At 42.9% G+C, this 15,191-nt stretch carries 8 protein-coding genes; 1 reads left to right on the top strand and 7 read right to left on the bottom strand.

Going from position 1 to position 15,191, the window contains the following annotated elements:
• Positions 1-231 precede the first annotated feature (231 nt).
• The gene (locus QVE09_RS16070; RefSeq protein WP_315937584.1) at positions 232-4,014 is read right to left on the bottom strand and encodes an S-layer homology domain-containing protein; all 3,783 of its coding nucleotides are present in this window, start codon (positions 4,012-4,014) and stop codon (positions 232-234) included.
• Positions 4,015-4,204: 190 nt separating this feature from the next.
• On the opposite strand from QVE09_RS16070, the gene QVE09_RS16065 reads away from it, so the two are divergent.
• Positions 4,205-5,044, top strand: a complete 840-nt coding sequence (locus QVE09_RS16065) for an Rpn family recombination-promoting nuclease/putative transposase (RefSeq protein WP_124116884.1) — start codon at positions 4,205-4,207, stop codon at positions 5,042-5,044.
• Positions 5,045-5,106: 62 nt separating this feature from the next.
• On the opposite strand, the gene metK is transcribed toward QVE09_RS16065, so the two are convergent.
• From metK to QVE09_RS16035, 6 genes are all read right to left on the bottom strand, one after another.
• Positions 5,107-6,309 carry a methionine adenosyltransferase gene (gene metK, locus QVE09_RS16060; protein WP_315937583.1) on the bottom strand — a complete coding sequence of 401 codons (1,203 nt, stop codon included), beginning with the start codon at positions 6,307-6,309 and terminating at the stop codon, positions 5,107-5,109.
• A gap of 255 nt (positions 6,310-6,564) precedes the next feature.
• Complete coding sequence (locus QVE09_RS16055) at positions 6,565-6,837, bottom strand: alpha/beta-type small acid-soluble spore protein (RefSeq protein WP_315937582.1); 273 nt, start codon at positions 6,835-6,837, stop codon at positions 6,565-6,567.
• 148 nt (positions 6,838-6,985) lie between these two features.
• Complete coding sequence (locus QVE09_RS16050) at positions 6,986-7,579, bottom strand: hypothetical protein (protein WP_315937581.1); 594 nt, start codon at positions 7,577-7,579, stop codon at positions 6,986-6,988.
• Positions 7,580-7,714: 135 nt separating this feature from the next.
• Positions 7,715-10,363, bottom strand: coding sequence for a hypothetical protein (locus tag QVE09_RS16045; RefSeq protein WP_315937580.1), 2,649 nt, complete (start codon positions 10,361-10,363; stop codon positions 7,715-7,717).
• 126 nt (positions 10,364-10,489) lie between these two features.
• Positions 10,490-14,143 carry an S-layer homology domain-containing protein gene (locus QVE09_RS16040; protein WP_315937579.1) on the bottom strand — a complete coding sequence of 1,218 codons (3,654 nt, stop codon included), beginning with the start codon at positions 14,141-14,143 and terminating at the stop codon, positions 10,490-10,492.
• Between the two features lie 518 nt (positions 14,144-14,661).
• Positions 14,662-15,003 carry a hypothetical protein gene (locus tag QVE09_RS16035; protein ID WP_036612519.1) on the bottom strand — a complete coding sequence of 114 codons (342 nt, stop codon included), beginning with the start codon at positions 15,001-15,003 and terminating at the stop codon, positions 14,662-14,664.
• Between the last annotated feature and the right edge of the window lie 188 nt (positions 15,004-15,191).

The following is a 15,191-nucleotide window of genomic DNA, read 5'->3' as shown; positions in this document are numbered from 1 at the left end:
ACAACAGAAGTCCATTTATGATTCATATATTTCCTTCCCAAGGATTATACGAAGAATCTTGATAAACAAATGATAATTCTCGAATTCGTTCATATAATACTTTTTTGATTATCTTAGTAATGGTCAAAAAAGTCACTCTTTCTATAAAACTTCAACTCTCTTTAGTCCTTTATCTAATTATATAAAAAGAACACCTCAAGAAATGAGCTTCCTTGAAGTGTCCCTATTAATTTATAGATATCCTAATTTGTCCAAAACCCGTTTCAACATGACTGCTGCCTGTGCACGAGTTGCATTTCCCTGAGGTTCAAATGTTCTGGCTGTCATGCCTTGAATGATTCCCTCCTGCACCGCTTTGGCAACAGAATCCTTGGACTGGATTTTGTTGCTGTCCTTGAACTTGGATAGAGTGGTAGCAGCTGAAGATTGAAGAGAGACTTTTTTCCCACCGTAGTTCATCGCACGTACCATCATAAGTGCCATCTGCTCACGCGTAATGGGGCGATCCGGTTTAAAGGTACCATCGGTATTTCCCGTAATGATCCCCGCTTCAGCTGCAGCACCGATATAGGCACTTGTCACACTACCGCTGCGAACGTCATGGAAACGACTTGCTGCGGTAGGTTCTCCATTCAGTCCAAGACCTCTTGCGACCAATTCAGCAAATTCCGCACGTGTAATGTTCTCATTTGGTCGGTAGAAGGAACCACCCGGTGTGTTAATAATCCATTTGGCAGAGAGCTCCTTAATGACCTCACTAGCCCAGTGTGACGCCGTATCCGGATAACTAACGATGTTGTTAACAGGGACTACCGACTGATTGCCATTCAGCTGTCCTTGAACAACTACACCACTTGTCGTATTTTTAAAGGAACTAGGTACATTGGATAACCTAAACGTAACTGGATCGATATACGTAAATCCAGATGTTACACTCGGGGTATTGGCAGCCAATTGCATGGCCAGTTGGCTTTTGACATTCTGATCTACACGTTGATCGCTTGTTCCATTACCGGCATACAAATATACGTCCGTATAGTTGCCAAGCTTCTGTGCTCCTGCACCTGCAATCAAGCCTTCCATCGTCCCCGATGAAGACACAGGTACCGTTTCTAACTGAACGTATAAGGATGGGACTGCTGCTCCTGTCGTTGTACTTGTGTTTGACGTTCCTACACTCCGACTCATAGCCGCCATATCTAAATTAGACAGTGGCACCGTCCAGAGAAGATCGCCATATTTCACACCAATAGTGCCTGTGCGATAACTTGCAGCAATCTGAGTCAGTGTATTTAATGGGAATCCAACATACGCAGCCGATTCACTGTCCGGAATCTCGAATACCACCGGCTGAGTCAATTTCCCGTTTGCTCCAGCGTATTCAAAGGACTGAATCAACTTGGTTGCATCCACGTTGAATTGACGAGTCGGCCGATTATAGTGTGACATCGCAGATACAGCAGAAGCCGTAGAATTATTCATTACAAGTAAAGACTGACCATAGCTCGATGCATCCAATTCCGACAACCAGGAAGGACGGTTTCCCGACTGATTATTGTTCGAACTATTATTCGTCTGTTGCAACGTAAGTGGACCAAATGCTGTTATCGTGACATTCGACGCATCTCGTAACGGCACTGCCCCAGGTACATAACTCACCGTTCCCGTCGGAGTAGCTGTCGATGTTACTGCTGATGTATCCACTTTCAACGTCACCACAGAGCCAGAAGCTGAAGCAGATAATACGGTTGTGGTTGAATTACCAATCACTACACTGAACTGAGATACTGTTAGTGCAGCTTGGGACTGGATTGAATCACGGAAATTAATCTGAACCGTGTCTCCCTGAAGCGTAGCCGACAGGATTTTGCCATTTCCATATGTGTACGTTACTGGAGTCAGGTTGAGATATCCTGCCGGGTTATTGTTCAGATCCGTTAATCGCAATGCTCCAGGTACATATGATAACGATATATTTTGCGTATCCTTCACCGCCGAAGCCAGCGTTAACGTGACGAGATCATTTTCGATCTCGGAATCATTAACGAAGACCGGCTTGCCATCGACCAGAACAGAATATTGGCTGCTGAGCGGTTTATTCGACGTGCTTAGTGGTTCATTGTAACGCATCCATAACTTGTTACCACTCACCTCAGCACTCTTAAACTCAGGTGGTTTGGTATCAATTGAATTGCGGACATAGAAGCCGCTAAATCCAGCAAGAGCCTGTCCACGTGTATCTTTAACAGGCCATGAACCTGGCGTGTATGCAACCTGAACGACTTCACCATCCGTAATGGATCGACTAAGATTCAATGTCACCACAGAGCTACCATTGATCGATATGCTATTGATGCCTACAGCCGACTGATCCGCAGTTACACTGAATTGTCTTGCTGCATCACTTGAAGTGATATATACCGTCTCAGGGTAGTACAACGTAATTGTACTGTAATACACGTTACCTTCTCGCGGCTTGGACATGACAGAATCTAAACCGTTCTCCACATCTCTTGCGCCAAAAGCAGCCGCAGCATTGGAAGATTGATCTGTAAGACGATTACCTGTAGTACCAGGTGCATATGCGATCCGCACAACCTGTCCTACCGCTACACCCGTATCCAAGACAACATATACACTGTCACCTGAGATATAGGTAGAGCTGACATTCCTCTTTTCACCATTTACAGTTACAGCATAAGTACTACTCAGCGAATTAGTGCTGTACAGCCACTCATCATACGTCAGGCGAATGGTGTTATTGCTATGCATCTTAGCATTTTTCAACACAGGTGCAGTTGTATCTGCACTTAATGTTTTAAAGGCCCATGATGTAGACCCATTAAGACCTGTAAATGTATTTCCTGCTTTATCACGAAACACATTGCCTGGAATATCTACCACGTAATTTGTGTTGCTATCCAATGCGCTCGCAGGTGTAATCAGCAATTGTCTATTGTTTGAACTATTCATGGCTGTCTTGGATGCAACGGTTGCTCCATTTGATTTTTTGAGCGTTACATTCTGAATGTAATTCGGATCAAGTTCTTTGTTGAACGTAACTGTTAAATTTCCCGTTAAAGGTGCATTGGTAGTACCGTTTGCGGGAGATACAGTAGATACCATGAGGGACGTCGGATCGGATATGATATTGAATCCCCAAACATTCCCACTAATTGCACTGATATCATTCTCATTGCTGTCCCGCAAATAACCTTCTGGCATTACGATGTAATATGTAGTGTTGTTGTTCCAGTTATTCGTGGGAACGATCGTAATCGTATTGGTTCCAAAACCTGTAATTCGAGGTGCTCCTGCGTTTACTGGAATCTGCTCAAATACTGTACCACCAACTCTTCCCTGATAAATAATGAGATTCCCTCTACCTGCGGTTACAGGCTTATCGAACGTCATTACTACCTTAGTTGAAAGGGATACCATTGCTGCGTTATCAGGAACTCTACTCACAAGGGAAGTTGAGCCTAGCCCCAGAGTACTGAAGGTCCACTCTTTGTTAGTCAGTCCCGGAAATGCAGTATTGTCAGCGTAAACAAATGATTTATTATCTATCTCTACGTAGTATGTTGCTCCCGGTAGAGTCTTGCCCAGTGTAATCGTCACTCGTAGGCCAGTAGCTGGTACAGGTGTGTTGTCCCCAGCATCGGGTGTCGTAGGGTCTGTAATCGGTGGTGTGGGATCAATCACAACTTGGTCACTGGATACCAGCACCGAACCCATCGTTGTATTGTCATCCAAACGCTTAATCAAGATTGAACTTTGTGTACCAGTTGCCTTCTGAACAGGTTTATCAAAATCAATAACGAATGGTACTGAACTATCGACATTCGTTCCTTTCACCGCAGGAACAGTATTCGTTATTCCATTTGCACTTAATGCGTGTGCAGCATATGCTTCCTGCTCGACTCCACTCCAACCCGTAAGCCAACCTTGAGCCGTCAGCATAACAATTAAGATTCCGAGCATGCCTTTTCTTGCAATTCTCTTGAATTCCACTGATCTTCCCCCTTATCTGCATTTCTTCTCCTGTCTGATGTACAGACCTCATTATGTATTTCGGCAAAACGATGTGATTCAATTAGGGAAAAGGGTAATTTTGGTATTATTTCTTCATTATATCTCTTCTCGCTGTGAAGTAAATCTTCGGTCTTATGATATAATAAGAAGAAACGGAGTTGAAATGAAAATGGCAGAGTTGCTGGACCCCCGCAACGATTTTCTATTCAAACGAATCTTCGGCAGTGAAGAAAACCGGGACGTACTCATTACTTTCTTGAACAGAACTTTTGCTGAAGCTAACCGACCACCTCTTACAGAGATCCATTTGCTTAATCCTTACACAGATAAGGATGCTCCGAGCGACAAACAGTCAATCCTTGATATACGAGCCAAGACATCTGAAGGCGAAATAATCAATATCGAAATGCAGTTATTTAATAAATATGATACTGAGAAAAGAACTCTCTTCTATTGGAGCAAGCTATATAGCGGGCAACTACAAGAGGGACAACCGTATAAAGCTCTCAAGAAATGCGTAACCATTAACATACTCAATTTTTCTTTTTTACCAAACGAACAATACCATAACATCTTCCATTTGCGTGAAGAGCGCAGCGGAATTTCGTTATCTGATGACATCGAGCTTCATTTTCTGGAATTACCCAAGCTGGATGTAAGCAAACACTCCATTCAGGAAGGTGGGTTAGTGAATTGGCTACTTTTCCTGAAAGGAACTCAAAGAAACCAATGGGAGGTACTCAGTATGAATGAACCTGTACTCAAGAAGGCCATGGACACACTTGAGTTTCTAAGTCAGGATGAAGAAGTACGCCAGTTATATGAAGCCCGGCAGAGATATCTGCATGATGAAGCCTCAATTAGAGAAGGGGCATTCGCAGAAGGAGAACATACAAAAGCAATCAAGATCGCTTCAAAAATGATAAAAATGGGTGTTGATCTTTCCGTTATCATTGAAGCTTCTGGTCTATCAGAGGCACAAGTCTTAAAGTTACAAAAAGAATCGTAACGACAAAAAAAGCCCATGATTCCATATCAGAATCATGGGCTTTTTCTCTATTTGAACCTAACTTACAGACCTGCTTGAGTTTTCAAAAGGTCTACTTTGTCCACTTGCTCCCAAGGTACATCCAGGTCTGTACGGCCGAAGTGACCGTATGCAGCGGTTTGTTTGTAGATTGGGCGACGCAGATCCAGCATACGAATGATGCCGGCCGGACGAAGATCAAAGTTGTTGCGTACAAGCTCAACCAATTTCTCGTCGCTGACTTTGCCAGTTCCGTATGTATCCACGTTGATCGATACCGGGTTGGCTACACCAATCGCATAAGCGAGCTGGATTTCAACTTTGTCTGCAAGACCTGCAGCTACAAGGTTTTTCGCTACGTAACGAGCCGCATATGCTGCGGAGCGGTCTACTTTAGTTGGATCTTTACCCGAGAACGCACCACCGCCGTGACGTGCATAACCGCCGTAGGTATCTACGATGATTTTACGTCCAGTGAGGCCTGCATCTCCTTGAGGTCCGCCAATAACAAAACGTCCTGTTGGGTTGATGAAATATTTAGTCTGCTCATCCAGCAATTCAGCTGGAACTACAGGCAAGATGACATGTTCTTTGATGTCTTTTTGGATCTGTTCCAGTGTAGTCTCTTCAGCGTGCTGAGTAGACACAACAATTGTATCTACACGTACCGGCTTGTCACCGTCGTATTCAATCGTTACTTGCGTTTTACCATCCGGACGAAGATATTCCAATGTACCGTTCTTACGCACTTCCGCCAGACGGCGTGCGATACGGTGGGACAATGCAATTGGTAAAGGCATGAGTTCCGGTGTTTCGTTCGTTGCAAAACCGAACATCAGACCTTGGTCACCTGCACCAATATTTTCTGTTTCACGAGCGACTTGTTCCGGGTCACGGTTCTCAAGCGCTGCGTTAACGCCTTGGGCAATATCAGCGGACTGCTCATTCAGAGAAGTCAGAACTGCACAAGTGTTATAATCAAAACCGAACTTGGCACGTGTGTAGCCAATATCCTTAATTGTATTACGAACGATGGACGGAATGTCCACATATTCAGAAGCTGAACTGATTTCACCGATGACAAGCACTAAGCCTGTGGCTACGGAAACTTCGCAAGCTACGCGAGCATTGGGGTCGTTTGCAAGAAACGCGTCCAATACGGCGTCTGAGATCTGATCGCAGATTTTATCCGGATGCCCTTCGGTTACAGACTCCGATGTAAATAGATGCCGGCCTTTAACAGACATGAAGTTTCAACCTCCCATAACTAGTAGTATGGCGATTGCCCGAACAAAACATGACAGCGATTCGTTCACTGTACCCTCGAAGCTTTCCAAAATGGAATAAGGACGCAGGGTCCGCAGTACCGAAGATAAGGATTTTTCAGGTAATTGCCTCAAACGAAAATCAACCTTTCCCTAGTGGAAAAGGTTGCATACCTCAAGTGCCATCTTAACGTATTTGTCAAGACGTGTCAAACGAAATGGGGTAAGGACAATGCCCTATAAGTGCTGTTCTGCCTGGCGAATTAGCCTTTTCGTGATCTCTCCACCAACCGATCCATTCTCGCGGGAAGTCAGATGTCCCCACCCTTTGTATTGCCCATAGGAGTGATCACTCACTTCACCCAGTTCAGATCCAAATTCTGTATCCGCACCAGCCAAACCTCTGTCACCATAGCCCACATTGAGACCAAACTCTGCAGCAATCTCATACTTCATCTGATCCAGCATTTGACGACTTTCGGGTACCACTTTGCGATTGCTTCTAGCCATGGTTCCTGCACCTCCATTAATTGATTGTCAACAGTTATAGAGTGAGCAGGAACAAGGCTGGCTAGCCGTATTAATGTTTGTTAGAACTGGGTAATCTGAGCAAATGAAATGTATGACTAATGAATAATTCCTTTTACAGCTACAAATCCTATTTCAGAGTATATCCGCCACGAACCATTACGGTTAGGCTATATTTGTTTCCTTCCAATACCGTAATTCCCCGTCCATCCCTTGGAAAAGAGAGCAGGTGATTGGTTGGCGCTGCCTGTCCATTCGTCAGGTCAATCCCGTCCGTCAGATCAGCTACACCATTCGTACCTTCACTGACGATCACAGCTTTACCGCTACGTACAATGAACTCCGCGCCAGACTTACCGATCAGCTGTTGACCCGGCTTCACGGTTACGATCTCAACGGCATCAGAAGCGCCTGAGACCAGTGGAGGAAGGGATGTGTCTCCACCTGTGCTACCGGAGTTCCCGGTTCCTGTAGAGCCAGTGTTGTTACCATTTCCTGCATTGCTGTCTGTTCCCGTATTGGTACTACCTCCTCCAGTCGGGATCTTACCGCCCAAAGCCTGTTGGATCTGCTGATCTACATAACTCTTCGTTACGACTGGATCATCCGCTGTACCTGGTTGGCTGGTGCCTGCTCCAATGGCTGTATTGCTGTATACCGACCCAACCCACACGCCAACACCAATGGCGAGCGCAGCGAGGGATACTTTCATATAAGGTTTCATGTGAATCATTTTCCTCCTCTGGTAATCTATTAACTTTAACTATAGAGAAAAAAATGCCATGCGACAAGCAAAACCTCGCTTCCGTAGATGTGGAAGCGAGGTCTTAGCTTTAAAATATCTTAATTTGCGTACAAATTACCGATTATTATTGGGATTATTAGAACCCTCTTCCGGGAACTCCGGGATGATCGGTTCTTCTTTAGGCAGTTTGGATACATCGTAACTATAACCTTGTTCTGCAAGACGAATTCGTTGACCTTCGAAAACATCATACAAGGCTACGCGATATGAGCCACCACGTATTTTATCAAATACCGTATCATCAATACTCCAGTTCAGCGTCTGGTTAATGCCTGTTTTCAGATCAGTTCCTGGTGTGAGCTCTTTATCAAACACTTTTCCTGACCCATCAGTTATAGATAAAATCAGCTTGTGTCCGTACTCTCCACTATCCACAGCTTCCTCCTGTGTTAAGGAGTAGATCATTTCAATCTGTACCGCCGTTCCACCTGTAAGATAAGCTTTAATATTGCTACCCGAGAATTTGAACGGATACAAGTCGATATCATTCAGAGAAGATAGAACAGATAATGATTTCGGCTGTACTTCAAATGACATGGCATTAACATAAGCCGTTGCCTCACCTTCACCGGTGACAAACTTGTTATCAGCAACTCCTTCACCTACAATCAGACGCATATCAGATAATGTTTTCACACTCTTCGGCACTTTGGCCCAGAACGTAACGATACTCTTCTGACCTGGTCCTGGTACACGGTTTGCCTGCTTGGCTGTTGCTTTGTAGTATTGACCATCTGCTGTTTTGTAGTATCCTACCAACTTCGCAAGGCCACTCTGACGCAGAGACTTATTCGTCATCTCGAATTCGGTGTATACAATATCGGACGAAGATCCCGGATATACATATGTTCTGCGTATGCCCAGCTCTGTTTCTTTATCTGCAGTTCCTTGAGTATAGGTTTTCCCTTCGCCTACATAAGAGAGGGGCTGAATTAAACCGGACGTACTAAGAGTAATCCAATCGTTCTTTTCTTCCTCACTTACTTTCTCCTGCAAAGTTAATTCCAGACGGCTCATATTGAGTTCAGATGGAATCTTCGTCAGGAGATAAGCTTCGGTGACCATACCAGAACCTAGTAACTTGCCGCCTTGTGCGCTAATCAGCTTCGTATCTCCATCAATACGTGCGGAATCAATCGTGAACATCGCTTCCAGCTCAGGCAATTGAACTGTTTTGGCCGATGCATTACGGATGGTGACCTTGGCAGCAATAATATCACTGTCTGTCCATGGGAGACGTTGTAAGGAGCCAACAGATACCCCGAATGTACCTTTACTATTCTTAATTACCGTTTCTGTTGTAAGTCCATCTCCACTTGTTACGGATTCAGGAATAGCATAGATGCCAATCGGATAAGAGAACTCAAAGCCACTCGTGCCTCCGCCAGATGTTTCCCCTTCTTTGCTCTCATCTTTGGTTGTAGGTGTCATCGCATATAATTTGATTTTGCTGGTATCGCCATTCCCTTGAATCGTAGAGTTCAGTTTGATCGTTTTAGTCGCACCTGGCTTCAACTTCAGATCATCTAGCGCTTTCGTCTCGATCGGATAGGAAGTTCCATCTTCTGTACGGATCTCTAATGCGTATTTGGGAACCTTAACTTCTTTTTTCCCTTGGTTCTTAATGACCCACTGCATCGTTAGATCAAACTCTTCATCCTCACCACGGACACGAGCAGATTCCAATAGAGTCGATACAGGTTGTCCATCAATCGAGATGATATTCGGTTGATTCGCTACTACGTTTACATTCGTTTGGCTAGCTTCAGGAAGCTGTAGTGCTGCCACCGGTAGAGCAGTCTTCTCTTCACCTTGTTCTTCCACAAGCAGTAATTCGGACTTTTCCAGTTTCAACGCTGTAGGCAAAGAAGCCATTAAATTTAACGTTTTATTGGCCTGTGCCTGAATACTGACACCCGTACTATCCTTATCCGGGGTCAACGGATAATTCGTACCACCTGGTGTACGTAGAATCCACTTGATGTTTGGATTATCCAATAGCTTATAACTGATATTATTCAGGTTCACGCCAACTTTGACATATTGCTTCTTATTTTCACCTGGATAAACTTTAATTCCCGAGACTTTAACCTTGACGGCTGAATCACTCAGACGAACCGTCTTCGTTTTACCTACAGGTGTAGTGATGCTATAAGAGGCGGGAACATTGAATTTCCCCAGCGTGCTTTCATAATTCGGTTTACTGAAATCCCATTTTACAATCAGGAAGTTCAGATCACTCAGCTTAACCTCACGTCCAACCTTCATGACGTATGTGAGATCAACCGTAGAGCCCGGAGAAACCGTCTTCTTCTCCTGATCCTTGGCGATCAGTTTTGGAGAGAAACTCGTCCCGCCTTTGGTCTTCACTTTGCTCCAATAATCGAGCATCATCATAGGTGTGCTGTCATTATTTTTATACGTCAGTGTATACGTCACTGTATTCCCGTCATCTTGAGACAAGATATTAACGTCGGTTAATTTCACGGTACTACGTGCAGTTACTTTAACCGCAGGTACCTTAGCCAGTGTATGTACGACTTTGTTCGTCGTTGTTGTCTGTTGCTTCTTTGTTGTAGTGCTGTTATTGGTAGCAGGTTTACCTGAGTTAGCTGGTGTACTTGCGGCAGCTACTAGCCCTCCACTTGAACTGATGAATAACATACTAGTTATCAAAGTCGTTATGACCTTTTTATGATCCACTTCCAAACCTCCCATAAGTTGCTTGTTGCTATATAGTATAAACGTTTAAGAGGGTGAGAAAGTTACGATATTGTTGTATGAAAAAAAGCTCACCCTAATGGGTGAGCTTTCTTTTATCAGCTAAGATTAGTTAGCAGTTACAGTTACAGCAGCGTTGTTTGCAGCTGGAGCATTCGCTGTGAAAACAACATTTGCATTATTAGCACTTACTGTATAATCAGCCAAGTTGAATGCATTAGCGATTTTCAGTGCAACAACATTGGCAGCTTCACCATTAGTAACTGGAACAGTTACCGTCGTAGGTGTAGTTCCGTTGTTGAAAGTCACAATAACACTACCATTTGCAGTAGCCGCATGAGTTACTGGCAATGTTACTACTTGTGGAGTACCAGTTGTTGGAGCAACTCCTGTAGTAACTTCAGTTCCAGATGGCGTACCTACACCTGTTGTACCTGTATCAGCTACGCTAATTGTAACAGCTTTATCAGCTGCTGGTGTTGCTGCTGTAAACAATACACGTGCAGGATTAGCTGGATCAATAGTTAGAGTATAACCTGTGAAACTAGCTTGAGTAACAATCGCAGAAGCTACTTGTGCTGGAGTGTTATTAAGTCCTACACTAACAAGTTGAGTAGCAGCCGGATTAGCTCCTTCTGTCAAAGAAACTGTAATGTTACCTGCAGCAGTAGAAGCTGGGTTAACAATTGTTAGTGCATTAACTTCAGCAGTACCTGTCGTGGACGCTACACCTGGAGTTGTAATGCTTGCAGTACCGAAAGTAACGCCTGTAGCTACTGCAGTAGTGCTTTCAGTTGTTCTGTAAACAGAAGATTTAGCTGCGAATTTGGAATGATCTGCACTGTTGCGGATCAATGTTGCATCTTCAGTTACATTCACCAAGTATGCATATCCACTTGGATTAGGTTTGGATACAGTAACAACAATTTTATTACCACTTACAGTTGTTGTGTAATCATTGATAGCAGACAAACGATCACTGGTAGCATCCGCTCTTACAATACGCAATTGTGCACCAAGTTCATTTTGCACACTTGTATCAAGGTTAGTTGTAAATGGAATTTCAAATTTGTTGCCAACCAAAATGATTTTGTCGTCGTCATTCAATGCACTCTCATCAATTTTAGGGCTTACTTGACCAGTAGTTGCAACACTCAGAGAACCAATGTACTTATTACCAGCATAAGTTTGCAATGCATTGTTAGAATTGATAGTTACAGCACTATTTGCATTGATGTCAGAAGTTGTTTTCAACGTCACTTTGTTGTCGCTAACAGAAACGGATGATACGCTTGTTCCAGCGATTGCAAAGTCAGATGCTGTAGCACTTGCGACTGGTAAGTTGAATGATACTTCAACAGTTCTGGAATCTTTTTGTGTTCCAGTTGCAGTGTTGAATGGAGTAGCATCTAGACCAGTACCACTCAATACAGTTTTAGTGTTAATGTAACCTGTTGCTTGGCCAGTTGTAGATTTCAAACCTACTACACTAACATATTCAATTGTACTTGGGAATGAAACGTCTGTACCTTGAATTGTTTCAGGGAATACCAAGATTACAGTTTTACCACCGTTTGAAACGTTCAAGGAAACCTCAGCTGGCAATGCAATTTCTTGCAGTTCGCCTGTGCCATTTTTCTTGAATCCAATGTAGTAGTTAGCTTTAGCTCCCAGTGTAGAAAGATCAATCGCTTTATTGAATGTCAGAGCAACACGTTTATTAACGCCAGTTTCGTTAACATCAATATTTGCAGCAGTCAAAGCAGGAGCAGCGCTATCGCTTGCTACAAAAGTACCTTCATAAGGAGTCATAGTGTTTTTCAGAGCAGTTTTGTCCTGAACACCAGAAACTTTGAGGTTATAAGTTCCACTTTCAAGATTCGAATAGAATTCAACATTGAAAACTTTGTTATCAGAACCTGATGCAACACTTACACTTCTTACTGGAATATTGTCGCTACCTTTTGTAACTGTGAAGTATTTGATATCGTCAGCAGTAACTGCTTTATCAAAACGTACAGTCAGGCGGTTTGCAACTTCAGTACCATAAGATACATCAATCAACTTAGGTTGAACCAAATCTACACTTGCAGTAACTTTGTGCTCTTTAGTAGCATTAGCGTTACCGGAGTAGTCTTTAACATCAACATAAAGTGTAGTTTCATATCCTGGCAGACGGTTTTCAGTGAAATCTACTTCATACACGTTTCCAGAAATTTGAGTTGCTTTACCTACTTTTTTAGTAGTTCCAGACAACCAGTAGAAACTTTCGCTATTAACTGTTTGTGGATCAATTTCTTCATCGAAAGTAACAGTCACTTTCTCCAGAGTAGCAGTAATTTCAGTCACTTTAGGACCTTCGTTATCTACTGCAACTGTGAAGTCAGTGGTAGAAGCCAAAGACTTCAGTCCAGCGTAATCTTCGATCATGGAAGCTGTCAATTTGTGTGCACCTTCAGAGATTGTTCCTGTGTAATCACGCAGGATCACTTCTCTATCGTTAGCACCCAAAGTAACGTTACCAACATAAGCTTTGTCATCCAATTGGAAGTTGCTGCTTACTGGTGCTTTGATCGGCTCAGAGAAAGTTACTTTAATTACTTTAGTTCCCAGAGCTTTCACTTCTGTTACTGTAGGCAATACATTGTCAGCAGATGTGAAGGAAACTTCACCTTGCGGCACTGTAGTTCCTGTTGAAGATTTAACATTTTTCACAACTACTTTGTATGAAGTACCTTGGACAAATCTGCTAGATTCGTTCAACAACACGCGAGCAGTTTTTCCATCTTCAAGCAGAGTTACGGATTTAACGATTTTCGCTCCGCCGTCTACGCTATAGTTTGCTTTGTCAGTTGCAGTAGCTTTATCTACTTTACCGTCAAAAGCAACGTCAACTTCTTTCAAGTTAACAGAAGAAGCGGATTGTACTTTAGTTGCAGCTTCTACAACATAAGTAACTTTTTCAGTGAAAGATTTCTCTTTGTAAGTAAATTTCACTTCAGTTTCTTTGTTAGCTTCAAGAGCTTTATCCAAAGTAACTTTTACAGTTTCGCCGTCGCTGATTTTGAATTCAACAACTTTTCCACCTTCAGTTACTGTGTAAGAAGATACTTTCAAGCTTTGTGCTTCGTCAATTGCGTAAGCAGCGCCTACAAGCAATTCACGGGAAGCGTTAGCTGTGAAGTTAGTGTTTGCATCAACCAAACCAGCGTTGATTGCTGCTTGAACATAACCTTTAGCCCAAGCTGGAGCAGTGTTGTTTGTTTCAGCTGGGATTTCAAGATCCAATGCACGAGTCAGGATTGTAGCCATCTCGGACACAGTCACTTTACCGTTGAAGTCGAAGATTTTCTTCTCAACGTTTTTACCTTCCATGATACCCGCAGCAGTTACTGCTTCGATGTAAGGTACAGCCCAGTTTTTAGCTGTGTAGTTTTTGTCAGTGTAAGAAAGAGTTCCAGTGATCTCTTTCAGACCCAGCAATTTAGTGATAACTTTTGCAAACTCAGCGCGAGTCATGTCTTTGTCAAGACCTGCTGTACCATCCGGATAACCGTTGAAGATACCTTTTGCTTTCAATGCATCAAACTGTTGTTGCGGGGAAACTGCTGTGTCACCGAATGCTACAGATGCAAACATTGAGAATGCCATTGCTGTAGACAATGCTACGGATAAAATTTTCTTCATAACCTTTTTTTCTCCTCCTTGGGCGTTCATAACATTTGAATTTTCTTTAGTAATAGGGTCGCTCGTATTCCTCATATATTGTTGCACCCCCTTTCCAGAGTTGTGAGCAAGTTAATATAAATGATGTCTGTGAGCATATCACAGAAACTTGTAAACTAGTTTGTAAAGCAGAATCACACGTAAATAGAGTAGTTTCCTAATCCTACCTTACGTATTATACAATGGGTCTCTCGTTGCGTAAAGCAATTTTTTCTAAAAAATAGACAAGATTCTTCACGAGGTCATTCTTGGTAACAGGCCCAATGTTTTCGACTCTACACTTTAAACGCAGTAGATTTCAAAAAGTTGCGGATTGCACAAAAAAAGTTTTGATTTTTTTTATGTATAGATACAGTGCGGGTATTAAAGCCATTCAAAACCTTTTCAAACCGTTGATACAGCAGTGAATCTGGAAATGCGGTCTCTGGTTTGTCTGTGCTACCAACGTTTATTTATACCCGCAACTTCAACCTATGAAGCGACAAAATTCACAAAAAATAAAATAAAAAAGCACCCCTATTGGGATGCTTCTGGTGCAGTTCTGGAAATATAAGTTATTTAATCTTCATCGCAAGTTCAATAATTTGAGCTCGCATATTTGGATCACTGTTCAATCTCAGATACATATCGTCAATTGGTTGTCTGTTCTCACGGTACGTTTTCTCATGCTTCATCGTCGTGTGAGACCATTCAATCAACTCATTCTCAGCCAGAACCAGATTGTTATACGCATCATGGAAGCCAGTGGACTGTACAAGCCCTTCCATAACTTCCTGAGAGATCTCCTGAGTCTTGCGTGTATCTTCCAACTTTTTCTCCAGAATGACTGCCTGCTTCTCAAACTGTGTCTTTGCCTTCATGTAGCCCAGCTGGGCTTTCGAATAAATCGGTTTCATTAGCTAACTTCACCCTCTAGATCATTGTGTATTTACCGTTATTGTATCTTAAACTCTAGCAAATTACAAAAATAGTTATTGGTAAAAATTCTGTTTCTTCTATTATAAAAGTACTCTATGTCAATTCATTGACAGCCATGAAAAGGACCTGCCCCTTTAGAGTAAGGGACAGGTCCTTCCTAAATTGA

It is taken from the genome of Paenibacillus sp. ClWae2A, from assembly GCF_032452295.1.
GTDB lineage: Bacteria > Bacillota > Bacilli > Paenibacillales > Paenibacillaceae > Paenibacillus.
The sequence above is the reverse complement of the archived record's forward strand: the minus strand, read 5'-3'. Positions and strand labels throughout refer to the sequence as shown.

Coding starts and splice junctions, on each gene's coding strand:
- QVE09_RS16055 (WP_315937582.1), bottom strand. CDS start 6,837: ATGGCTAGAAGCAATCGCAAAGTGGTACCCGAAAGTCGTCAAATGCTG.
- QVE09_RS16065 (WP_124116884.1), top strand. CDS start 4,205: ATGGCAGAGTTGCTGGACCCCCGCAACGATTTTCTATTCAAACGAATC.
- QVE09_RS16040 (WP_315937579.1), bottom strand. CDS start 14,143: ATGAGGAATACGAGCGACCCTATTACTAAAGAAAATTCAAATGTTATG.
- metK (WP_315937583.1), bottom strand. CDS start 6,309: ATGTCTGTTAAAGGCCGGCATCTATTTACATCGGAGTCTGTAACCGAA.
- QVE09_RS16035 (WP_036612519.1), bottom strand. CDS start 15,003: ATGAAACCGATTTATTCGAAAGCCCAGCTGGGCTACATGAAGGCAAAG.
- QVE09_RS16050 (WP_315937581.1), bottom strand. CDS start 7,579: ATGAAACCTTATATGAAAGTATCCCTCGCTGCGCTCGCCATTGGTGTT.